Source organism: Solibacillus isronensis (genome assembly GCF_023715405.1).
GTDB lineage: Bacteria > Bacillota > Bacilli > Bacillales_A > Planococcaceae > Solibacillus > Solibacillus isronensis_B.
Genome location: NZ_JAMBOC010000001.1, coordinates 1,341,040 through 1,363,472, shown reverse-complemented (window position 1 = coordinate 1,363,472; position 22,433 = coordinate 1,341,040). Strand labels below are relative to the sequence as shown.

The window sequence follows — 22,433 nt, the reverse complement described above, 5'->3', positions numbered from 1 at the left end:
TAAATCGCTCCTAGTTAGAGTTTTTTTCGTTTTTATATAGTTTATTGTGAACTACTTGTTTTTAGCTTCTTCACGGTTTGTTCAGGAGCAAAAACGGTATACAAAATACTACCGAAAATCAGGGCAATTCCGAGCACTTGCAATAAACTTGGTCGGAATGATAGAAATACAGCATCCAATAATATCGCTACTACGGGATCGACAAATACGAGTACCGAAACGATGACAGTAGGAAGATCTCGAACACTGTCAAAAAATAAGTAGTAGACAAATCCTGTATGAATTAAACCTGTACCAAGTATGTAAAGCCAGTTTGAATTTGTTAAACCTTCAAATGCTGCAAAATCGCAAAACGGGAGCAACAGTATTATTCCAGCGATCGTTTGAATAAAAGTAAGAGCATACGATGACATACCGTGAATCGTTTTACTCGTAAACATTGTCAGTGCATAGCAAATGGCCGAAAGTAATGCCCAAATAAAACCAGAATTCATAAATTGTGAAACGCTTGTAAAGCTTTCAATTCCGATAATGAGGATACTACCAAAAAAGCAAATAACGGTTGCACAAATTGCGCGTATTCCCATTTTTTCTGCCAAAAATACCGAACCTAATATTAATACAAAAATCGGTGCCAAATTATAAATTGAAATGGCGATAGAAATCGACATTACTTCGAACGCTTTAAATAAAAACACCCAGTTTAAGACAAGAAATACACCGCAAATGACCGTTTTCATCACTTCGCTTTTGTTCCAAACTTCAGTTTTATGACCGCCTGTAACGAACCATAATCCGCCTAAAAAGAGTGTGGCACAAATACAACGAACAAAAACGAGCTCTACTGCAGGCAAGCCGGTTTGCGTAGTAAAGAAACCGATAGAGCCGAAAATAGCCATGGAAAGAGTAAGTTTAAGCATCGAGCGTGCATTCATATGGTGAACCTGCTTTCTATATCCCGCAATATCGGGTAGTAATTTTTCTGCCTCGAAAGCAAAGCGGCAGAGGCAAAAGGAAGATGAATACTATTCACGAATCTGACCGTTGCCATGTATATAGTATTTCGTAGATGTTAATGCTGGTAAACCCATTGGACCGCGAGCATGAAGCTTTTGAGTTGAAATACCGATTTCAGCACCATACCCGAATTCAAAGCCATCTGTAAAGCGTGTGGATGCATTATGATACACAGCTGCCGCATCAACCGAATTTAAAAAGATTTCAGCGTTTTGCAGATTGTCAGTGATAATAGCTTCCGAATGATTAGTTCCGAACTGATTAATGTGATGGACCGCTTCGAATACATCATCCACTACTTTAACACTTAGTGTCAGAGCCAAAAATTCTTCAGCATAATGCTCTTCTGTTGCCACGATTGCTTCTGGCAAGACGGTACACACATTTTCATCGCCATAGATTTTTATTTCAAGTTCATTCTGTAAGTAATGCAAAAATTCTGTACCATGATTTTTGAAAAATTCCTGATGAAGTAATAAACTCTCAGCTGCATTGCATACAGATAAACGCTGTGTTTTCGCATTTTTTACAATTGATTTTGCCATCTCTAAATTAGCGAATTCGTCCAAATAAATATGGCAATTCCCGGCACCGGTTTCGAGTACAGGAACCGTCGATTCACGCACGACTAAATCAATCAGTTTTTTTCCTCCGCGCGGAATTAGCACATCCAAGTATTCCGTCAATGTAAATAAAAATTTCGCTGTTTCACGGCTAGTATCTTCGATGAGCAATACGGAATCTTTTGGATAGTCAACAGCGTCCAATGCGCGGTGAATCGATGCAACGAGTGCAATATTTGAGTATTTTGCAGATGAGCTGCCACGTAAAAGTACCGCATTACCAGTTTTAATTGCAAGTGTTGCTGCATCAATCGTTACATTCGGGCGTGCTTCATAGATCATGCCAATTACACCTAATGGTACACGCTTTTTAGTAATTTGAAGGCCATTTTCTTTCGTAATTTGTTCGACTACTTCACCGACAGGATCCTCTAATTCAATTAGTTGCATGATTGCATCACTCATCGCTTGAATGCGGTTCTCATTCAGTAAAATGCGGTCCAGTGTCGCTTGGTCGAGTCCGTTTGTTTTTCCATCAGTAATATCTTTGTTGTTTTCCGTCAGTAATATGTCCATATCGGCAAGAAGTTGTTGTGCAATACTTCTTAATGCTTTATTTTTTTCTTCTGTAGATTTGATATTCGTCATATAGCTTGCTTTCTTTGTACGCTTGCCTTTTTCAATAACTTCATTTGTAATTGTTTTCGTCATATAATATAACCTCCCTAAATTTTGACCCATTGATTACGGTGAATAACTTCAATCGGGTAATGCATGAGTTCTGTCGTCCGTTTACCCATTGCATGCTCCAATTCAGCTGAAGAATAAAGAATTTCTCCACGACCGATACATGTATGTCGGTCAAAAACTTCTACAACATCGCCTTTTTCAAATTGTCCTTCATAGGCGTAGACACCGGCTGGCAGTAAACTTTTTCCTCCATACTGCAATGCTTGGACTGCACCCTCGTCGATAAAAATCTTTCCGGAAGATTTTGAAAGTTGGACCCACTGTTTATTTGTTGGAACATACTTTTCATTGCGTTCAAAATACGTACCGTCACCATTGTTTTCAAGGATTTCAGTCAGTTTTGTATGGCCGGAACCTGTGCCGATAAATACTTCGACACCTGTATTAATCGCATAATTGGCTGCGGCGAGCTTTGACTGCATGCCCCCGGTACCGACTTTTGAGCCTGATCCTGTAGCAAATAGAAGCATCTCTTCTGTGATTTTTTCTATTCGATCAATTCTAATTGCATCTGTGTTTGTTAATGGATTTGCCGTATAGAGCCCGTTGACATCCGTTAAAATAATTAACTGATCTGCATGAACAAGACCACTTACTAAAGCGGAAAGCATGTCATTATCACCAAAAGTCAATTCAGCAACAGATACAGTATCATTTTCATTTATAATGGGGATTATTGAACGTTCCAATAACTCTGTTAATGTTTCATAAGCATTTCTGTAACGTTGCTTATCGTTAAAATCAGAGCGAGTCAGTAAGATTTGGGCGGACGTCTCATTATATGTGGCAAATTCATCTGCATACGCTTGTATTAATATGCTTTGACCAACTGCAGCGGCCGCTTGTTTTCCTTTTAGCGTAATCGGTCGAGAAGGGTAGCCGAGCTTTCTGAAACCTGCTGCTACTGCGCCTGAAGAGACTAAAATAACTTCATGACCAGCTTGTTTCAATGTAGCAATGGCAGCAACATGGTCATGAAATTTCTCATGATCAAGCTCCCCTTTATTATTTGTTAAGGAACTGCTTCCGATTTTTATTACAACACGTTTTCTTTCCACCCAAAAATCCTCCTCAATAGAAATATTGAAATTACACCATAAACGGGTAGTAATTTATCTGCCTCGAAAGCGTCACGGCAGAGACAAGACTTCCGCCTCTATGCGGAAGGTCAACTACCCGTAAAAGCCCGATTGGTTCAACTAACACTCAGTGGGATAAAGCACCCCACTGAGTGAAGTTTCACTTTATTACATTAAAAAAGCACATTTCAATCCTATTGATTAGGACGAAATGTGCTATTTCCGTGGTACCACCTAAATTGAATGCCAATACTTGCATTCCACTTCATCTCATAACGCTGAGTCTGCGCCTATTTTTGTAGGAGCTGTTGAAGTAGGTTCGGCAGGTTTTGCTATGCCATCCTTTCAGCCTGTGGAATGTGCTCTCTTGTTTAGCCAATTGCTGCGTACTCGTCTTCAATATGCCTTTATATTTTCTAATAGCATGCATGATAGCTCATTTTTTGTCAATATCATTAAGTCTGATTTATTTGAAAACTATGCGAAAATCTTCTTTTTGGACCGATTTACCGCATAAAAGTGTGAATTTTACGACTATTTACTATTCAAATTTAATTTTTCATGATAAATCCGTACTTTGTCTCTTTTTCAGCTATTTATTAAATTTGTAGTACCTAGGAATAATCAGTTGTGCACAGCTTAAAGGATTTGTAGAAATGCAGGATGTAGAACAACTTATTTTTGAAAATGAGACATTAATAAAAAAGGTCATCTATAAACTGAAAATTTATCGAGATTTGGATGAATATATGCAAGTAGGAAGGATTGCTCTATGGCAGGCATTGCAGAAATTTGATGATACTAAAGGGGATTTTGCGATGTTTGCTTACATGACCGTAAAATATGCTATTATTCGAGCATTAACCAAAGAAAATCACGTATCAGAGCATGAACTAGCAGTGGAAGAAGATGTAATTATCGTTAATTCGCAGCAACACTTTTTGGATACAGCAAGTTTAGAATGGCCCGAATGGTTTGAGGAATTAAATAAAGAAGAGCAATTTCTGTTGATCGCCTTGTATGAAAAAGAGCTTTCGTTAAAGGAGATTGCTGACAAGTATATGCTGAGCTATGAAACAATAAAGAAAAGACATCAACGGTTATTGTCTAAGTTAAGGGGTTTGTTATTATAGATTTTTTGGGATAAAAAAAGTGGAAGCTTATGAAGTTTCCACTTTGTAATATCTTATTGGATTATATTCAAAAACTCTGTTCGCTGCTCTTCGGATTGCTGTTCGCCATTAACAAGCATTGCCCCAATACGGTAATCTTTTTGTCCTTTTTCAACAACATACTGTAAATTAACAGGCTGTACTTTGTTATCAACTTTGCATTTCCCTTTAAATTCCACAACATGCTCCATCATTTTTGTTTGGAAATACTCCCAGCTGCTTTCTTCACAATAGTTTTTGAGGGCTTCTTCTATTGTAGTATCGCTATTTTCCATGACGGGTGTAGCATGAACATATGTAATATAGTCATTATCTGTTACGGCTTTTTGTGGACCGAAAAAGTAAAAAAATACACCAATTACCCCGATTGGTATGATCCATAATATCGTCCGCTTTCTTTTCACCATTAAATAAATCCCCCTTTTTGTATCATTAGTATAACATTGGAATGTTAATATTTTCTACATTGAGATAATATTTATCTCGAAAGAGGGAGACAGTTGGTCAACAGCGCTGTTAATGGTTTCAGATGACGTTTGAACATATATTTCAAAGCAGCATATCTTCAAAGGTGTAACCTTTTTCATAACGTTGCTCCTAATCATTGTTTAGGAACCAAAGGGATTATTACGAACATTATAGAATATTAATGATTAAGTGGTTTAAAATTTCCAATGAAAGGAAGGAGAGAAATGAAAAAAACTCTTGTAATAGGAAATGTAATTATCAGTGGATTTGTTGTTTTATTGATTTCCTGGTTCTTTGCAGCAGGAGCATTAGGAGAGACGGATTCAATAACTCCCGAATTCTTTTTAATTATACCGCTATGGATTTTTAGTGTACTTATCATGTGTCATTCTGTTTCTATAAATAAACTAAAAAATTCTTCCTATTTAAAAATAATATTAAGCAATATTTTGCTTTGGTTAATGATTCCTGTAGGATTAATCGTCGCATTTTTAATGATATAAAATTTGAAAGAGGTGAGTAGCAACTGAAAACCAAATGGCAATATATAAAACATATAAACAACTGAAAGGAGTACACAAATGAAAATGAAACAAATAATTGCGATGGGCGGTGGGGGTTTTTCAATGGAACCTGATAACCCGTTATTGGATCGTTATATCTTAAATCAAGCGGATACGGCAAAACCGAAAATTTGTTTTCTTCCTACAGCTAGTGGAGATTCTGAACAATACATATCCAGGTTCTATAATTTTTTCAATCAACAAAATTGCGACCCATCACATTTATCTCTATTTAGCCCGCCAACACGGGATTTGGAAAATTTCATTTTAGAGAAAGACATTTTATATGTTGGCGGGGGAAACACGAAAAACCTTTTAGCTGTGTGGAAGGATTGGGGATTAGACATTATTTTTAGAAAAGCTTGGGAGGAAGGGGTTATTTTAGCTGGGTTAAGCGCAGGGGCAATCTGTTGGTTTGAACAGGGGGTGACAGACTCCTTTGGGGATGGACTTGAACCAATAACCTGCCTGGGATTCTTAAAGGGGAGTAACTGTCCGCATTATGATGGAGAAACGGAAAGAAGACCTGCATATCATAAACTGATTGAGTCCAAAAAAATACAATCAGGAATTGCTGTTGATGATGGGGTTGCGATCCATTATAAAGGGCATGAAATCCATAAAATTATAAGTTCCAGACCTGATGCTAAGGCCTACAGTGTGTTTTGGGAAAAGGGCATAATTGAAAGGAAACTCCCAACAGAATATTTGGGAACTTAATAGTTTAATAAAATTACGAAAAAAGTGAGTTGTTAAACATGTTTTTCATACAAATGTCCGGATTCCCGGGGACCGGCAAGTCCACGCTTTCTCGACATATTGCAAAGAGAACAGGGGCAGTCGTAATAGATCATGACATTGTAAAATCTTCATTATTATCGTCATTTGAAGAAATTTCAATAGAGAAAAAATTTGTTGGTAAAATTGCCTATAATGTTGATTGGTCATTAGTGGAATTTCATTTATCACAAGGACAAAATGTCGTTTTAGATAGTCCTTGTCTTTATCAGGAAATGGTGGATCGAGGCATAAGATTGTCAAAAAAGTATAATGTCACATACAAATACGTTGAGTGTTATCTGAATGATTTTCAAGAAATTAATAATAGATTAAAAAATCGAAATAGAATGGTTAGTCAAATTGAAGCGGCCAGCTCAGAAGAAACATTTAAATTCACTATTGAAAATAGTAAGAAACCTAATGAAGGTTCATATATTGTTGTAGATACTAATGAACCTATAGAGAGTTACATAGATCGAGTGATTGGTTTCATCAAGGAGTAAGCCATACTGAGATCTGGACTGTGGAGGTGTTGTATTGAAACTCGTTAGTTGGAAAATAGGAATACTAATATTGTTTAGTGCTACTCTTTTATCTGCCTGCATACAAAAAGATTATGTGTTTTTTGGTGAAAGTGAAAATTGGAGAGTTCAATATGCAGTGACAGATGATAATGGCTGCAATTCTACTAAAGGCTATATAAAATACCTAGGTAATGATCCGATGCCAGAGCAATTGGAGTTTAGTGTTGACAATAAAGAAGGGGCCTCCATCTCTTTAGATGAAAATGGAATGTTTTTTATGCCTTATGGCTGTTCTAATGCAACGGAAGGATCAGAGCTTAAAGCGACTATTAATTGGGATACTCAATCGGAAACAATCCAATTACCTTTAAAATGATAGTTGTAATAGATGCCTTATCAAGTAGAAAAATAGCGTTTTCACATTGTATTTAAGTAGGAGGCACTGATTTGAGACAATCAACATATTTAATTGGGATAGTACTGTTGGGATTATCCATCATAATAGCTGCTTTTATAGTAAATAATACAGCTTCGAACACAACTAATATTGATGAAGGTACAGAAATTGCCACCAGTTCTATACCTGATTTAATGACAATAACTCAGCTTGCTGAATATCTTCAAATAAGCGAACAATCCATTGACATTATTATCTCGCATGATGATTGGCAAAGGGAGGGATTAAGCAGCTATGATACTTATCAGTTTATCCCGTACCTTTTGCTCGATAATCAGAAAAGATTTATTAAAACAGAAATAGATGCGTGGTTAAAATACAGGAATGATAACAGGTTAAATTATTGATTAAGAGATAAGAAATTACCCCGAAAGTTAAATGTTCTACGCTAACTTTCGGGGTGTTATCTTTTAAAGGGAGTTGATTACTTTGTATTTGTAAACTTGAAGCTTGTCTTTCGTTCCTTCTCATCCCAAATGAGGTGGGCGTTGAAGATTTTACCGCCTTTTTTAAATCCTTTAATCAAGTCTGTTTCACCGGAAGCCAATAATTTCTTCAGATTCGTTTGCGTAATTGTTTTTCCGAGTATTTTTTTGGAAACCGAAAATTTACAGCTGGCTTTCTTATAATTCGAACAACCGTAAAAAGTACCGTGGTCGACAATGGATCCATCACAAAGGATGCATTTACCGACAACAGTTTTCACTTTGTTATACTTTTTCGTATATGGATTGTTTTCGGTGATTTTCTCCACATCGTTTTGATTGAATGCCCATTCTTTTTCCCGCTCGCCGGCATCAACTATCAACTTATCTGTCAGTTTTTTCACCTGTTCCATAAATACTTGTGGGGAAGCGTTCCCTTCACCAATTTCAGAAAGGCGCTGCTCCCATTTAGCTGTCATTGAAGCGGACGTTAAAATGCTTTCACCTAGTGCTTCAATGAGCAGCATTCCTTTCGTCGTTGCAAACACTTGGTTTTTCCTCACTTCGATATAGTTCCGGTCTTTCAGTGTGCCGATAATTCCGGCGCGTGTCGCTTCCGTACCTAATCCTTCTGTTTTCGATAAAACCTTTTCCAGTTCCGCATCTTCCAAATGTTTGCCTGCTGTTTTCATGACAGTAATTAAATTACCTTCAGAATAGCGGTTTGGCGGCTGGGTTTCACCTTTCTTTACATTCGCTTTTACAACTGTCCCTTGCTCATTTTCCTGAAGAAGGGGGAGCAGTTCATCTTTGTCAGCACTATCTTTTGAATGATGAATGACTTTGCGCCAACCTTCCTCCAGCAATACTTTCCCTTTAGAAATAAACTCAGCACGATTATCGACAAGCGAGTGAATCGTTGTATAGGAGAATACGGCATTATTGTAATGTGCCGCAATGACTTGCCTTGCAACTAAATCATAAATTTTTGCTTCCTCGGCACTGAGCTTTGCCATATTCGGAACTTGTTCAGTAATAATAATGGCATGGTGATCGGTTACCTTTTTTTCGTTCACGAACCGTTTATTGTTCATAAGTGAAGTTGTCGGTGGAGGCAACAGATTTTTATATTGATCTAACTTACCTAGCTGACCGAGAATGGCCGGCAATGTTTTTGCTTCCTCATTCGTTAAAAATTGGGAATCTGATCTAGGATAGGAAACGACACCTTTTAAATAAAGCTTCTGTAAAATATCGAGCGTCATTTGTGGTGAAAATTTAAACGCTTTGTTTGCTGTTGCCTGTAGGGCAGACAGATTGAACAAAAGAGGTGGCGCATATTCCTTCGTTTCCTTTTTGATGTTCGTAATTTCTATGTTTTTATTGATGCAAAAATTGGCGGCAGCAATTGCCTGGCGTTCCTCTAGAAGCCTTGTCACGCTATTTTTATGCCATTTCGCTTTTAGTATTTTGCCGTTAAAATTAAATTCCGCTTCCACTTCCCAGAACGGTTCAGGTTTAAAGTTCGCAATTTCATGTTCCCGTTTTACGATGAGCGCTAATGTCGGTGTTTGTACTCTTCCAATGGAGAAAACATCTTTTATTCCATTACGTTTAAGGAGCACCGTGTACAATCTGGATGTATTAATACCGATTAACCAATCAGCACAGGAGCGGCTTAATGCTTCAAAATAAATGTTTTTAGTTTTTTCTTCCGGCAATAAGTTTGCAAATCCGTTTTTTACCGCATTTTCCGTTAAAGAGGATATCCATAATCGTTTCATCGGTTTATTCACACCGCATACTTTTAAAATCGTACGTATTATAAGCTCGCCTTCGCGCCCCGCATCCCCGCCAATAATAATTTCCCGAATGTCCGGTCTTTTCACGAGTGTTTTTATAATATTGAATTGCTTATATTTTGTTTTAGTAACTTTATATTCGAAACGGTCTGGGATGATCGGCAATGTTTCCAACGTCCATTTCTTCCAGGAAGCGTTGTATTCTTCCGGGGCCTTCAATTCACAGAGGTGACCGATCGCCCATGTAATGAGAGCACCTTCTGGAAAGTAAGTGTTTTGCTTAACTTCAAAATAACCAGCCTTTTTAGTGAATGAAAATGGGGCAGCCAATTTTGCTGCCTGATCTGGTTTTTCTGCAATTACTATTTTCATATATCCTTCTCCTACCAATAATAATTACAACTCCTATTGTAGTAATTATAGATTAATTTACAGTCGAATGGGGGAACAAACATTTATTCATTACTATGGATTGTAGTGAAGGTTGTTTAACTATTTGGTCACTTCATTTGCCTAACAGGATATAATTATTTTTTTATTGTAAAGATGCTCTAAAATTGAACAAATAAATATCATTTTTTATAAAAATCTCATATAATATATTGACAAAATGACGAATTATTCGTATTTTGACTAAATAGATTAATGAATTTACTGAATAGTCTTGACTGAAATAGGATAAATTTGTACACTGTGTAAAGTCAAATGTTTTTTCGGTGAGTACAAATATCAATTTTGAGAGTAAGGATATGATGAGATGATAGTATGTAAATTTGGCGGCACATCTGTCGCGAGTGCAGAACAAATCAAAAAAGTAGCAAGCATTGTGAAGTCTAATCCTGAAAGAAAGATTGTCGCTGTTTCTGCGCCTGGTAAGCGTTCAGGTGATGATATTAAAGTTACGGATTTATTAATAGATTTAGCAAACACCGTGATTAATAAGGGTGATGTTGAATCAAAAATTAAGGCTGTAGTAAATCGTTACCGTAATATCGCTGAAGATCTTGGTTTAGACAATACAATTTCAGATATTATTGAACAGGATATACGCGGGCGTGTGACAGAAAATTGGTCAGACAAAGACTTATTCTTAGATAATATAAAAGCAAGCGGTGAGGATAACAACGCAAAACTAATTGCGTGTTATTTTAATGCAATTGGTATGCCGGCAAAATATGTAAGTCCAAAAGATAAGTTAATTTTAAATGACTTCCCGGAACGTACGTATGCACTTCCAGAAGCATACGAAAACTTAAGTGTATTGAAAAATACAGAGGAGATTATTATTTTCCCTGGATTCTTCGGTTATACAAAAGCAGGCGTATTACGTACATTTGACCGTGGTGGATCGGATATTACAGGTTCAATTTTAGCATCTGCCGTTGGGGCAAAGCTTTATGAAAACTTTACGGATGTAGACTGCGTTTTCGCTGCTAATCCTAAAGTCGTAAATGATCCAGTTGATATTAAGGAAATTACGTATCGCGAAATGCGTGAATTATCGTATGCAGGTTTTTCCGTATTCCATGATGAAGCACTAATGCCGGTCTATAAACAAGGTATTCCGGTCAATATTAAAAACACAAATAACCCATCTGCATCCGGGACGTTAATTTTACCAACTCGTCCGGCAACAAATCGCCCGGTTACAGGGATTTCAGCAGACAGTGGTTTTTCAATTCTATATGTATCAAAATATTTAATGAATCGAGAAGTTGGCTTTGGCCGCAAGCTTCTTCAAATTATTGAAGAAGAAAACATTTCTTATGAGCATACACCATCTGGTTTAGATGATATTTCAGTTATTATGCGTTCAAGCCAGCTGACAACTGAAATTGAAGAGCGTATTGTAAAACGCGTTAAAAATGAACTATGTGCAGATGATGTTCAATTCAGCCATAACTTTTCAATGATTGTCATTGTCGGGGAAGGCATGCGCCATAATACAGGCTTGGCAGCACGTGCTGCAACTGCTATTTCTGCAACAGGTGCGAATATTGAAATGATTAATCAAGGTTCTTCGGAAGTTAGTCTTGTGTTTGGCGTTCGTTCGGAATTTGAAGATCAAATTTTAAAGGGACTTTATGAAGAATTTTTTGCAGCAATTACTTCATTTTAGATAATATTTAGTCGAATCCATGTTGGGTTCGGCTTTTTTCTTTGAATTTTTGGGTATTGTATAAAAAAAGCCATAGAATAGAGGGATAAATACATAATTATTAGGGGGAGAGAATATGAAAATAGAAATTTTTTCCGATTTTGCTTGTCCGTTTTGTTATATCGCAAAAACGAAATTATTCCAAGCAATTAAGCAGTTAAATTTAGGTGAGGAAACGGAAGTCGTTTACAGGGCGTTCGAACTAAATCCTACTGCTTCAAAGACGGAAACAATACCTTATGTCGACACAATCTTTAAAAAGAAAAACAATGATCTCCGTAAAACGGAAGAATTTATGGAAGCGTTGGAGATGCATGCACAGGATGCAGGAGTCTTATTCAACTTTGATAAGGTAGTGCTGGCCAATACAAAAAATGCCCATCGTTTATCTAAGCTCGCAAAACTTTATGAAAAAGAACTGGAATTTGTAGATATTGTGATGGAACATTTATTTTCGGAAGGTCTTAATTTAAATGACAGCGCGGCACTGTTGGCCATTTGCGAACAGATTGGCATCGACCGAAACATGGCACAAAAAATAATAAGGGAAGGACAATTCACTCAAGAGCTAATGCTGGATCGATATGAGGCACAGCAGCTGCAAATATCAAGTGTTCCTTTCTTCGTCTTTGAAGACCATTACGGAATCAGAGGGGTGGAGCCAATAGAAGTATTTACAAATACATTGCTTCAAACGAAGGAATATATAAAGAAAAACCAAAAATAGAGATAGAATTTAATAGTCGGAGGAAGTCTTGTGGACAGAATTAAACGAGTTATTAAACTAATTTTCAGAAATCTATATTATTATCGAGTCGATTATATACGGACGTTTGCGATATTACGGATTGTGCAGGCTTTTATTCTACTGCCGCTCATCTGGCTGATAACAGCGATTGTCATGGATATCACAGGGGTGCAGGTAATTACGCAAGACAGTATCCTTTATTTACTGACACATCCGTTTGCGTTATTTGGGATAGGGATCATTTTTTTTATTGGAATTCTATTCATCTATTATGAATTAGGATTTTTAATTCTACTGGCATACTATCAGCAGCGTGCGATTCCATACACATGGAAAGAGCTCTTAAAACGATTAAATCAGAAGGTTGTCTATTTTATCAGTTTGCAGACCTTACTGATTGTTGTATACCTACTATTATTAATCCCGCTTATTTCATCATTATTACCAGTTTCATTGATTCAAAATATAAATATACCAAGCTTTATTATAGATGAACTTTTGAACTCTCGTAATGGCACGATTTTATATGTTGTGCTAATAATTATATTGAGTTTTATAAGCTTACGCTTTATTTTTACATGGCCATTTTTTACGGTTTACCAAGAGGTTACAATATTTAAAGCATTAAAAATGAGCTGGCAGTTTTCGAAAAGAAAATTATTTGAGACAGTCGGTATGATAGGGCTTATTGTTATCGTCAATTTAACGCTTTTATTGTTCGCGTTATTCATAATATTGACACCGCTATTTATCATTGAAAGTTTTAAACCGAGCTGGGGACTTGTTACCGCAAGCTTTACATTAACACTCGCACAGGGGATCATCATCCTGTTTTTTACAATATTGCAAGTTTTCTTTACTCAGTTAATCGTTATGGTAGCATTTCAGTTAACACGCCATAAACCGTTAATTGTTCAGGAAGAACCATTTAGACAAACGATTCGTCAATGGACCTTTATAATTGTTGTATTCGCGTTTTTCCTTGTGAGCGGTTTTAATTTGATCAATTTGGAAAAAACGATTTACGAACCTGATACAAATATCGTTGCCCATCGAGGTTTTATGGATGGTGGTGTGGAAAACACATTGAATGCGATTGAGGCGGCAAAAGAAGCAGAAGCGGATTTAGTGGAAATCGATATTCAGCAAACGAAGGATGGGGAGTTCGTTGTTTATCATGATAAATCTTTATCACGTTTGACAGGTGAAGACGATATTGTCTATGATTTAACGCTGAATGAATTAGTCACAACAACTGTTTTGGCGGATGGGTTTAGCGACACGATTGCTTCATTTGAGGAAGTGCTTGAAATGAGTCGTGATTTAAATATAAAATTGCTTATTGAGCTGAAAACACATGGTTTTGAAACAGAAGACTTTCTGCAGCGCTTTGTTGATCAGCTTGATGAATATGATGCCTTGGATTATCATTATGTTCAATCACCGGATTTACCGACAATGGAACTGCTGGAAGAACTGGAACCCCGGATTCATACCGGTCATATATACTCTATCGCATACGGTAAGTTACCGGAATCAAATGCCGACTTTATTTCGGTAGAACAGTCCTTTGCAACGAAAAATATTCAAAAGCAGGTTGAAGAGCGCGGTATGGAGTTGTTTGTATGGACGATTAATGATGAGTCGGATATGCAGAAATTTTATGAGAAAAATGTAAATGGCGTCATTACCGACCATCCGGATGAGGCACTAGCTAAACGTGAAAAATTTGATGAAAAGCAAAATTTTTTACAACGGATACTCAATAAAATTAAGATTATTTATTAAGGGGAAATCAATGCAGACTTATACGTACGAAGTATTAGGGGATATTAAATCTACGGAACAGCAGCATGTTTATAATGAAGCGGGGGAGCAAATCCTGAAAGTTCAGCGTATTTATGATAGCGGTTTGAAAAAACTGCTGGACGGCTATTTCGATCATCGCTATTTTTTGAAATACGCGGTGCTTCGTAATGATGGACAATCATTGTTCGAGGTGAAGAAGATTTTCAGACGCGGAAAAGTGTGGTTTGAAGGGAAAGATTTTGTTCTAAACGAAAAATATATCATTAATTATGAAAACTGGCGTATTGGCGTTCCCGAACTTTTTATTTCAAGCGATAAATTTAAAATGAAAATTGATAAAGAAATGGAAGACTGGTCCAACTTTATTATAAATGACGAGGTTATCGCAAGGTGGCTTGCTGTTTATAATGAACAATCGGATATGTTTTCAGTTAAGCTGGTTGTTTGGGATGAAGCACCGGTACAGGACCCGGCGTTTTACATTGCCATTGCGCAGGCGACACTATTTATAGGGGTATAGGAGAGTAAAAAGATGAATGTTGTATTTGTATTAACAGAAACGGCTGAAGAAGTATTGCAAATGGTCAGTAATGATGTTGCGGGACTGCTCGCTGCTGTAAAAGGCGAAAGTGTTTCGTTCCCATTTGGCGGTTATCAGTATGACAGCCACACATTAGATCATTATTTACTGGAAAATGGTACATACCAGCAAGAACTTGTCATTTATTTAAAGCCAGAGCAGAAAAATAATGAAACGATTTTGCCATTACCAAAAATGCAGGATTAATGTAGCTGATTTGCATCAATTTTATATACATTTCACCTAAATAAAGGAAATTAAATTCACTTGTCGAATGTAATTGTTGAATACATGTTGGCAGGTGAATTTTTTTGCGGCAGCTAAATTTATTTAATCTGGAGTTTGAACAGCATCAGCCGAAGTTTCAATTGATGGATACTGTGAAGGTAATCTTAATCGATGAACAACTGGATAGTGAAACTTATCATTATCGCAAATTTTATGAAGCCCATATTATCAATAAAGTAGGGGAAATTACAAATATTCATATAAGTACAGCTGGAATCATTACCTATGAAGTGGAAATATACGGATCAAAATATTATTTGCTTGAAGAGGAACTTATTTAAATAATGAATATGCAAATGGAAAAATCCCGAGTACATAAAGTGGTACTCGGGATTTCCTATTTATTTTTCCGTTCAAGTTTCATACCGATAATACGGATGACGATACCAATTAGAATGAACACCCATCCGATGCCGATAAATACATAATTCAATGTTTGGTTAGTGTTAGGTAGGATGCCAAACAAACCTAAACAAACGACTATAATGCCGGAAAATGATACAAGCATTCCTGCTGTTACAATATTCACGAACTTCACCTCTGAAAGATTCTATCATGACTCACTTTTGAACACAATCTCTCCATCGATTATTGGGTAAAAAGGAATAATTTTATTAAATAAACAATATATTGAAACTATTGCCAATAATTAGGCGTATAATAAAGAGAACATAAAAGGAGGAATTTATTATGAAAAAATGGACAACCGCTTTAGGCATGTCGATTGTTTCACTAGGATTGCTTGCCAGTCCTGCTCTTGCAGAGGCATCTGTGAACCCTAAAGAAGAAAGGGTACCCATCTATGTAGCGATGACAGATGAGAGTGTAACAAAAGAACAACTGATCCAAGTTTTAAAAACGAAATTACCAGATATGTTTGCTGGATATTCCAACAGTGATTTCCAAATGACATCAATGAGTTATCATTATGCCGATGATTTGACGACGCGCTACGAGTTAACATTCCAGAAAAAAGTTAATAAACAAATGGAAAGCGGCAGTGTTTCATTCAGGTCGGACAATCTTGAAATAGAGTATTTATATTTCAGTCCTGCAAGTGTGAAGGATGCTTTATTCCCAGGTAAAATAACAGAAGAACAAGGACGTAAAATTGCGGAAGATTTCGTTAAAAAGGTGGCCTCGTCATCCAATTACGTGATATCAACTGAAACACCTAGTTATTTCAGCCGCTTAATTACGGAACCAATCACGTATAACTACAGCTTCACTTCAACTGAAAAAAATATTCCTATCCAGGATCAATCAATTGTAGTGAGTGTACTTGGCGACGGCAAAATCCAGTATTTCACACAAATGAGCCCGGATCAAAAACGCATGTCGTTTGAAGAGGCGACAAATGTTGTGACAAAAGAAAATGCGCTTGAAAAAATGAAAGATCAGTTAAATCTGACATTGCAGTACTCGCTTGATTATTCACTAACATCTTCAAAACCTTCTGTAAAACTTGTTTACTTGCCAGCGCCAAATGTAATTGGATTGCATGCAACATCGAATAAATGGGCAACAGCTACGGGCAAGGTGGACTCTTTAAATGGCAAGGTTGCATTACAACCGCTTGCTCCTAAACAATTAAAAGCACCATCGCCAATTACAATTGACGACGCTAAGGGAATTGCAAAACAGTTAGTAGAAAGCCAGGGGAACACAACTAAATTCACAATCGACCATGCTTATGAACATGAAATGAATGACCAAGCCGTAATCAGTGTTTCTTATTCATACCGTTACCGAAACGGTTCATTCGGTTCATCGATTGAATTCAATAAAAATACAGGGGAACTCATTTCATACTCTGACTTCTATAGCCCAATGCCGTTTGAAGATGATGAAACGGAAAACACAGTACCAAGGCTGGATAAAGATAAAGTCCTAGCAGCAGCGGAAAAATATGTGAAGGAACTTGCTCCTACATCCGTACATGAATATGCAAAGGCAAATACAGATCCGGTTTATGATAAAGAATCGAAAGTGCACTATGTGAATTTCCCTCGAATTAAAAATGGACTGATTGTAAATGGGGACAGTCTATCGGTAACAATTGATGATGAAGGGAAATTAAAATCATTCTACCGCTATCCATTAGATATTGAGGAATGGCCAGATGCTGCTGCATCAGTTTCAAGCGAAGAAGCGAAGAAACTGTTTGCTGATGCATTGGATGTTAAGCTTGTTTACCACAGACTGCAAAATGAAGATGGGAAATACGAGCTTGTTTATGTGCCGACGGTTAATGGACAAGAGTACTACCAGATTGATGCCAACAGTGGCGAGATTATCAGCCCATATGCACAAACTGAAAAAGCGAAAGTTACTCATCCGACTGCCGAAAAGGAACTGAACTATTTAATCCAGGCAGGTGCAATTGAAGTGAAGGATCCGAAAACTTTCAATGCGGATACGGCCATTTCACAAGGGCAGGCGCTTCAAACAATTATAAAATCCATCACTTATTTCTATGAGGATTATTATGCATATCGCCAGGAGCAGCCACCAGTGTCGTTCGATGATATCAATCCGGATCACCCATACTATAATGTAGTGGAAACAGCAACACGTTTAGGCATTTTAAATCCGTTGGAAGACGAATTGAACATCGACCAAAAAGTAACAAATGAGCAATTAGCCGTTTGGTACATCCGTGCACTTGGACTTGAACAAGCAGCAAAGCATCGGGATATTTATCAGTTAACGATTAAAGATGCGGCTGATGTCGATCCTAAAAAAATCGGATATGTGGCGATTTCCCATGTGTTAGGACTTCAAGGTGCGGAACAATCGATGTTCCAGCCGAAAAAGGAAGTAACATATGCACAGCTGGCTAAATCTGTTATTGAGCTTGCTTACGTAATTGCAGAAAAGCGAAATAGTGGTTCGTATTACTACTAGGCTCTATTATATTTTTAAACTCGTGAAGTTTTAAAGACTTCACGGGTTTTTTTATATTTTTTTCGAAAAACAAGGAATATATGTTCTCTTTTGTGCAATAGTTAGTGGTTTAACTGTACCGACTTGTGATAAAATAATTTAAAGTGCTAAACTGAAAAAAATCGCGATAATTTTTTTAAAACGTTGTAAGATAGTACAAGTAACGAATCAATAATGGAAGTTGGGAAAAGAATGCAAAAAAATAAATACCGAATTCATAGTAATGTTCTATTTGAAATTGCGCAAAGCCGTTCATTCACAGAAAAGGATAATATCGATGAACGCTTTGATGAAGAGGGCAAAATTAAATTATTAAGTGACCGTGCTGGAGCGGACTTATCACTATCTATTGTAAAAACTGAAGATGGGATCGCTTATTCGGTGAAATGGGACGACTCTGAAGAAGTTTTCAAAGGTTGGAACATGGCATGGGAAGAATTTATTTGGTGCTTAGGTGTTGTCAACAAACCACTTGAAGAAGCGGCAAAAAAAGCAGCGGAAGAAGCAAAACGTCGTGCAGCTGAAGAAGCATTGCTTGCAGAAGAAAATGCAGAGCTTGATGAAGCTGTAGCAGAAGAAGCTTCGACTGAAGAGGCTGCTTCAACTGAAGAATCATCTAAATAATAATGGGAAACGCCTTCGCAAAAATTGCGGAAGGCGTTTTTTCGATTCTGCCGTGCAAGTGTAAGTGCTAATGGTTTCCGACAGCAAAAAAACATCCAGCTCCTCATTAGGAAATGGATGTTTTTTTCATGCTATTTATCTGAACCAACAATCGCATAGCGTTCCCATTTTCGACTGCGCCAGCGGAAAATAACGAGCACTGCACGAATCCATTCATCACATGCAATAGCTAGCCACACACCGACAAGACCTAAATCAAGAACGAAGACGAATAAATAACCTAGAGATAAACCGATGACAATCATGGAAACGAATCCAATACGGACAGGATAAGCGGCATCCCCTGAAGCACGCAATGAGTTAATGATTGTAATGTTAATCGTACGTCCTGTCTCCAGGAATATACTTAATAACAGTACACTCGCCCCGATTTTAATAATTTCTTCATTATCAGTAAAGAGGCCCAAGAATGGTTCTCTGAAGAGGATGATGATTACGACCATTGACAATGTAAAAATTAACGCCGATTTTACACCAAACCATACTTTATTATAGGCAAGTTCTTTCTCGCCTGCTCCGACATACCGGCCGACCAAAATAGCTGTTGCCATCCCGATAGCCATTGCGAAAAGATAAGTAAACATCGAGATATTCACGGCATACTGACGCGCTGACAATGCCTCAGCTCCTATAAATGTTACATAATAGAGAAGGACGATTTGATTTGTCTGGTAGAGCACCTGCTCAAGCGCAGATGGAACCCCGATTTTTAGGATTTTAGAAATATAGTTTTTAGACAATCTATAATAATCTGCCCATTCGATACGGACTTCTAATGCCTGGTATAAAATCCAGAAAAATACAGCCACGGCGAGCACACGACTAATAACAGAAGATATCGCTGCACCTTCCACACCAAGTTCCGGCATTCCGAATTTACCAAAAATTAAAATATAGTTTAAAACAACGTGCACAATATTCATCGCAAGCGACACATACATCGTTTGTTTCGTCCAGCCTTGTACACGAATAATTGAAGACATGGAAGTAATTAAAGCCTGAACGAATATAAATCCTCCGACTATGACTAAATAGCTTTGGGCTGCTTCCAATACAGCACCCTGCAGATTCATCATCTTCATTAAAAAATCGGAAAACAAAATAAATAACCCGCTAATGACTAAACCGACGAGTAGGTTGAGTGTTACCGATAATGCTGCGATTTGTGATGCTTCTGCAATTAGGCGAGATCCTAAATATTGCGAAACAACAATGGATGCACCTGTACCGATTACCCCCAATATTAAAATTGCTATTTGTATATATTGATTGGCTGTTCCTACGCCTGCTACTGCATCATCCGACACAGCACTTAACATAAATGTATCCGCTAACCCCATCAGCATAAATAGGAACAACTCTAAAAATAATGGCCAAGTTAACTTAAATAAACTTAATTCCTTCGTGCTTTTTTCCAATCAGTTCACTCTTTCTATTGTTTAAATCAAAACAAAAAATATATTAGCATAAATTGTTACTGTAGGATAGTTTTTTACTCTTAGGTTTAAAAGGGTAAAAAGTCATGAGAAAATTGTAAAAAAATAGGGCTAATTAAGTTGGACTATTAAGTTAATTCAGATATTTGTAATATATTATCGACATAATTCGACTTTTTGTTATCGAATTGTAATATAGGCGGCATGAAGTTGTCATGTTACTGAAATATTGAAAGGTTATGCTAGTTCATGTTGAATCAAAAAGATTTTTCACGACACTTTTTCTGGAGGGAAATATTCAAGTATGATCAAGAAATTAGTAGCATTTATTGCAGTTATGATCGCAAGCACATTTATTTTTGCAGGAACGTCAGAGGCAGCTTCACATACAATTAAAAAAGGCGAGAATTTAACAATGCTTGCAAAGAAATATGATACATCAGTAAAAGAACTCATGGCATTGAATGATTTAAAGACAACAAAAGTACAAGTTAAACAAGTCCTTAAATTACCAAGCCATATTAAAAATAAAACCGCTGTAAAGAAATCAGCAACAACAACAAAAAAATCTGCTACACATCCATCTAATGTAAAAAAGACGATTAAAATGTCAGCAACAGCCTACACTGCTAATTGCAAAGGCTGTTCAGGAATCACTAAAACAGGTTTAAACCTACGTAAAAACCCTAGTTTGAAGGTTATTGCAGTTGATCCGAAAATCATTCCACTTGGCTCTAAAGTTTGGGTGGAAGGCTATGGAATTGCAGTTGCAGGTGATATTGGCAGTGCCATTAAAGGAAAGAAAATCGACCTCTTCATGAGTAAAAAATCGACAGCTAAAAATTGGGGACGAAAAACAGTTACGGTTAAATTATTAAAATCATAAAACAAAGCCTATTGCGAAGAAACTTTTACTTCCCGCAATAGGTTTTTTTCATTTTAAGTTATAATAAAAAAAGATTTTGCGGAAGGAATGAATCAGAAATGTTTTTTTATGAGACAACTTGCCGATATTGCCGGAAGCCATTCAAATTAATGGAAGGCACTAAAAAATATCAGCAATTTAAGATAAATCGACAAGCGAGCATAAATTGTGATGATTGTGAACGACGGATTGAAGCAGATTCAAGAAAGTATTTGTTTAATCGGGATTAGGGTGTACCCATCATTTTCCTTATTTGCCGAAGTTCCCGAATTAATTTATCGATTTCATCTTGCATTTGCTTAAAATCAGATTCACTGCCATAGGAAGCCGAAGCCTGCTGTCCGTTTTGCTCCTCAAGCAGCTTTAATGAAATTCCTGTAGAAATCATAGACAATACATCGCCAATCGTTGTAACAGCAGCACCTGCATAGGCAAGCCTGGCTGCGATTATTTCTAAAGAGGTGTAGAATCCGAACCATTTTTCAATTATATTCCTCCTATTCATAGGCAGATGCCTTTACCATATGTATATACGCCTGAAAAATTTTCATTACAGGTATCATTGCGTTAAGAACGAAATAAAAGGAGTTGGTAATCATGGATGGCAAAAAGGTAGAAATTGAATGTAGAAATTGTCAAGAACGAATGATAATAGACTTTTCTAAGGATCGTTTTTCGTCGCAAATACAAATATTTAACGGGAGAAAACAACAGAAAAGAACATATATTAAGGAGTGTCCGAATTGCCGTACAGTCAATTCTGTCACGAGCGATAAAAAAGAAGAGTGGGGCAATCGGAAAGGACCGAATATTAAACTGTTTATGTTTTCCGGATTATTTGGCTGCCTAGGATTTATTGTTGTTGGTCTTCTTTTACTTTATTTTGCGTTTAAAGGATTCGGTTTTGTGGTAGATTGGTTATTTAATTAAGGAAATAATAAACTTTCGTGCTATAATAAATAGCTTGTGGAGGTGTAGTTAATGTCAAAAAAATGGACAATCCATTCTATTCGTGAATATGTAGAAAAGAATACAGATACAAAATTATTATCAACAGAATTTAAAGGTTTTTCACAAAAATTAGATTTCCAATGTGCCTGTGGGAACACATTCCAAAAACCTTGGAAAAAGTTCAAAGAAAACAAGCAGCAAAAATGTGAAGTGTGCCAGCCACCGAAAGAATCACGCTAATCGAATAATCGATTTGTATGTAACGCCAAAACGCTGTCTAGTTTATTGCTAGACAGCGTTTTAATTGA

The 22,433-nt window shown here is 36.9% G+C and carries 25 protein-coding genes; 17 read left to right on the top strand and 8 right to left on the bottom strand.

The genetic code is table 11. The annotated features are described in order from the left end of the window. Window positions 1-41 precede the first annotated feature (41 nt). From M3166_RS07005 to proB, 3 genes are all read right to left on the bottom strand, one after another. Window positions 42-935 carry a DMT family transporter gene (locus M3166_RS07005; RefSeq protein ID WP_251688672.1) on the bottom strand — a complete coding sequence of 298 codons (894 nt, stop codon included), beginning with the start codon at window positions 933-935 and terminating at the stop codon, window positions 42-44. A gap of 90 nt (window positions 936-1,025) precedes the next feature. After that, the gene (locus M3166_RS07000) at window positions 1,026-2,291 is read right to left on the bottom strand and encodes a glutamate-5-semialdehyde dehydrogenase (protein WP_251688670.1); all 1,266 of its coding nucleotides are present in this window, start codon (window positions 2,289-2,291) and stop codon (window positions 1,026-1,028) included. Window positions 2,292-2,305: 14 nt separating this feature from the next. Next, entirely contained in the window at window positions 2,306-3,388 is a 1,083-nt protein-coding gene (gene proB, locus M3166_RS06995; protein ID WP_251688668.1) for a glutamate 5-kinase, read from the bottom strand. 677 nt (window positions 3,389-4,065) lie between these two features. Here proB and M3166_RS06990 point away from each other — a divergent pair. Then, a complete protein-coding gene (locus M3166_RS06990; protein ID WP_251688666.1) occupies window positions 4,066-4,542 on the top strand; it encodes a sigma-70 family RNA polymerase sigma factor in 477 nt (158 codons plus the stop codon). A 53-nt stretch (window positions 4,543-4,595) separates the two neighbouring features. On the opposite strand, the gene M3166_RS06985 is transcribed toward M3166_RS06990, so the two are convergent. After that, window positions 4,596-4,988, bottom strand: a complete 393-nt coding sequence (locus tag M3166_RS06985) for a glucosamine 6-phosphate synthetase (protein ID WP_251688664.1) — start codon at window positions 4,986-4,988, stop codon at window positions 4,596-4,598. Window positions 4,989-5,273: 285 nt separating this feature from the next. Here M3166_RS06985 and M3166_RS06980 point away from each other — a divergent pair, with 285 nt between their 5' ends. The 5 genes from M3166_RS06980 to M3166_RS06960 all read left to right on the top strand — a co-directional run bounded on the left by M3166_RS06980 (window position 5,274) and on the right by M3166_RS06960 (window position 7,720). Continuing rightward, entirely contained in the window at window positions 5,274-5,552 is a 279-nt protein-coding gene (locus M3166_RS06980; protein ID WP_251688662.1) for a hypothetical protein, read from the top strand. Window positions 5,553-5,636: 84 nt separating this feature from the next. Next, on the top strand, window positions 5,637-6,332 hold the full coding sequence (locus tag M3166_RS06975) for a Type 1 glutamine amidotransferase-like domain-containing protein (protein WP_251690027.1): 696 nt from the start codon (window positions 5,637-5,639) through the stop codon (window positions 6,330-6,332). A gap of 38 nt (window positions 6,333-6,370) precedes the next feature. Further along, a complete protein-coding gene (locus M3166_RS06970; RefSeq protein ID WP_251688660.1) occupies window positions 6,371-6,895 on the top strand; it encodes an AAA family ATPase in 525 nt (174 codons plus the stop codon). A 34-nt stretch (window positions 6,896-6,929) separates the two neighbouring features. Beyond that, a complete protein-coding gene (locus tag M3166_RS06965) occupies window positions 6,930-7,292 on the top strand; it encodes a hypothetical protein (RefSeq protein ID WP_251688659.1) in 363 nt (120 codons plus the stop codon). A 71-nt stretch (window positions 7,293-7,363) separates the two neighbouring features. Continuing rightward, complete coding sequence (locus M3166_RS06960) at window positions 7,364-7,720, top strand: helix-turn-helix domain-containing protein (protein ID WP_251688657.1); 357 nt, start codon at window positions 7,364-7,366, stop codon at window positions 7,718-7,720. A gap of 77 nt (window positions 7,721-7,797) precedes the next feature. Here the strand turns inward: M3166_RS06960 and M3166_RS06955 are convergent, their stop codons facing one another. After that, window positions 7,798-9,972, bottom strand: a complete 2,175-nt coding sequence (locus tag M3166_RS06955) for a DNA topoisomerase III (RefSeq protein ID WP_251688656.1) — start codon at window positions 9,970-9,972, stop codon at window positions 7,798-7,800. A gap of 385 nt (window positions 9,973-10,357) precedes the next feature. Here M3166_RS06955 and M3166_RS06950 point away from each other — a divergent pair, with 385 nt between their 5' ends. The 6 genes from M3166_RS06950 (at window position 10,358) to M3166_RS06925 (ending at window position 15,464) form a co-directional block, all read left to right on the top strand. Continuing rightward, window positions 10,358-11,719, top strand: a complete 1,362-nt coding sequence (locus M3166_RS06950) for an aspartate kinase (protein WP_251688654.1) — start codon at window positions 10,358-10,360, stop codon at window positions 11,717-11,719. A 115-nt stretch (window positions 11,720-11,834) separates the two neighbouring features. After that, on the top strand, window positions 11,835-12,485 hold the full coding sequence (locus M3166_RS06945; protein WP_251688652.1) for a DsbA family oxidoreductase: 651 nt from the start codon (window positions 11,835-11,837) through the stop codon (window positions 12,483-12,485). A 30-nt stretch (window positions 12,486-12,515) separates the two neighbouring features. Then, complete coding sequence (locus M3166_RS19495) at window positions 12,516-14,294, top strand: glycerophosphoryl diester phosphodiesterase membrane domain-containing protein (protein ID WP_251688649.1); 1,779 nt, start codon at window positions 12,516-12,518, stop codon at window positions 14,292-14,294. Between the two features lie 10 nt (window positions 14,295-14,304). Next, the gene (locus M3166_RS06935; RefSeq protein WP_251688647.1) at window positions 14,305-14,835 is read left to right on the top strand and encodes a tubby C-terminal domain-like protein; all 531 of its coding nucleotides are present in this window, start codon (window positions 14,305-14,307) and stop codon (window positions 14,833-14,835) included. A 12-nt stretch (window positions 14,836-14,847) separates the two neighbouring features. Continuing rightward, the gene (locus M3166_RS06930) at window positions 14,848-15,102 is read left to right on the top strand and encodes a thymidylate synthase (RefSeq protein WP_251688645.1); all 255 of its coding nucleotides are present in this window, start codon (window positions 14,848-14,850) and stop codon (window positions 15,100-15,102) included. A 104-nt stretch (window positions 15,103-15,206) separates the two neighbouring features. Then, window positions 15,207-15,464: a hypothetical protein gene (locus M3166_RS06925; RefSeq protein ID WP_251688643.1), complete on the top strand. Its 258-nt coding sequence runs from the start codon at window positions 15,207-15,209 to the stop codon at window positions 15,462-15,464. Window positions 15,465-15,520: 56 nt separating this feature from the next. Here the strand turns inward: M3166_RS06925 and M3166_RS06920 are convergent, their stop codons facing one another. Continuing rightward, a complete protein-coding gene (locus M3166_RS06920; protein WP_008408460.1) occupies window positions 15,521-15,712 on the bottom strand; it encodes a hypothetical protein in 192 nt (63 codons plus the stop codon). A 161-nt stretch (window positions 15,713-15,873) separates the two neighbouring features. Here M3166_RS06920 and M3166_RS06915 point away from each other — a divergent pair, with 161 nt between their 5' ends. Further along, on the top strand, window positions 15,874-18,090 hold the full coding sequence (locus tag M3166_RS06915) for an S-layer homology domain-containing protein (RefSeq protein WP_251688641.1): 2,217 nt from the start codon (window positions 15,874-15,876) through the stop codon (window positions 18,088-18,090). Window positions 18,091-18,321: 231 nt separating this feature from the next. After that, window positions 18,322-18,753: a homoserine dehydrogenase gene (locus tag M3166_RS06910; RefSeq protein WP_251688640.1), complete on the top strand. Its 432-nt coding sequence runs from the start codon at window positions 18,322-18,324 to the stop codon at window positions 18,751-18,753. A 131-nt stretch (window positions 18,754-18,884) separates the two neighbouring features. Here the strand turns inward: M3166_RS06910 and M3166_RS06905 are convergent, their stop codons facing one another. Further along, window positions 18,885-20,231: an MATE family efflux transporter gene (locus M3166_RS06905; protein WP_251688638.1), complete on the bottom strand. Its 1,347-nt coding sequence runs from the start codon at window positions 20,229-20,231 to the stop codon at window positions 18,885-18,887. A 322-nt stretch (window positions 20,232-20,553) separates the two neighbouring features. Here M3166_RS06905 and M3166_RS06900 point away from each other — a divergent pair, with 322 nt between their 5' ends. Continuing rightward, entirely contained in the window at window positions 20,554-21,135 is a 582-nt protein-coding gene (locus M3166_RS06900; RefSeq protein ID WP_251688636.1) for a 3D domain-containing protein, read from the top strand. Between the two features lie 265 nt (window positions 21,136-21,400). Here the strand turns inward: M3166_RS06900 and M3166_RS06895 are convergent, their stop codons facing one another. After that, window positions 21,401-21,679, bottom strand: coding sequence for a hypothetical protein (locus M3166_RS06895; RefSeq protein WP_251688634.1), 279 nt, complete (start codon window positions 21,677-21,679; stop codon window positions 21,401-21,403). Between the two features lie 92 nt (window positions 21,680-21,771). On the opposite strand from M3166_RS06895, the gene M3166_RS06890 reads away from it, so the two are divergent. Both M3166_RS06890 and M3166_RS06885 read left to right on the top strand, forming a co-directional pair. Then, complete coding sequence (locus M3166_RS06890) at window positions 21,772-22,104, top strand: redox protein (protein ID WP_251688632.1); 333 nt, start codon at window positions 21,772-21,774, stop codon at window positions 22,102-22,104. Between the two features lie 51 nt (window positions 22,105-22,155). Continuing rightward, complete coding sequence (locus M3166_RS06885; protein ID WP_241368462.1) at window positions 22,156-22,365, top strand: hypothetical protein; 210 nt, start codon at window positions 22,156-22,158, stop codon at window positions 22,363-22,365. Window positions 22,366-22,433 lie beyond the last annotated feature (68 nt).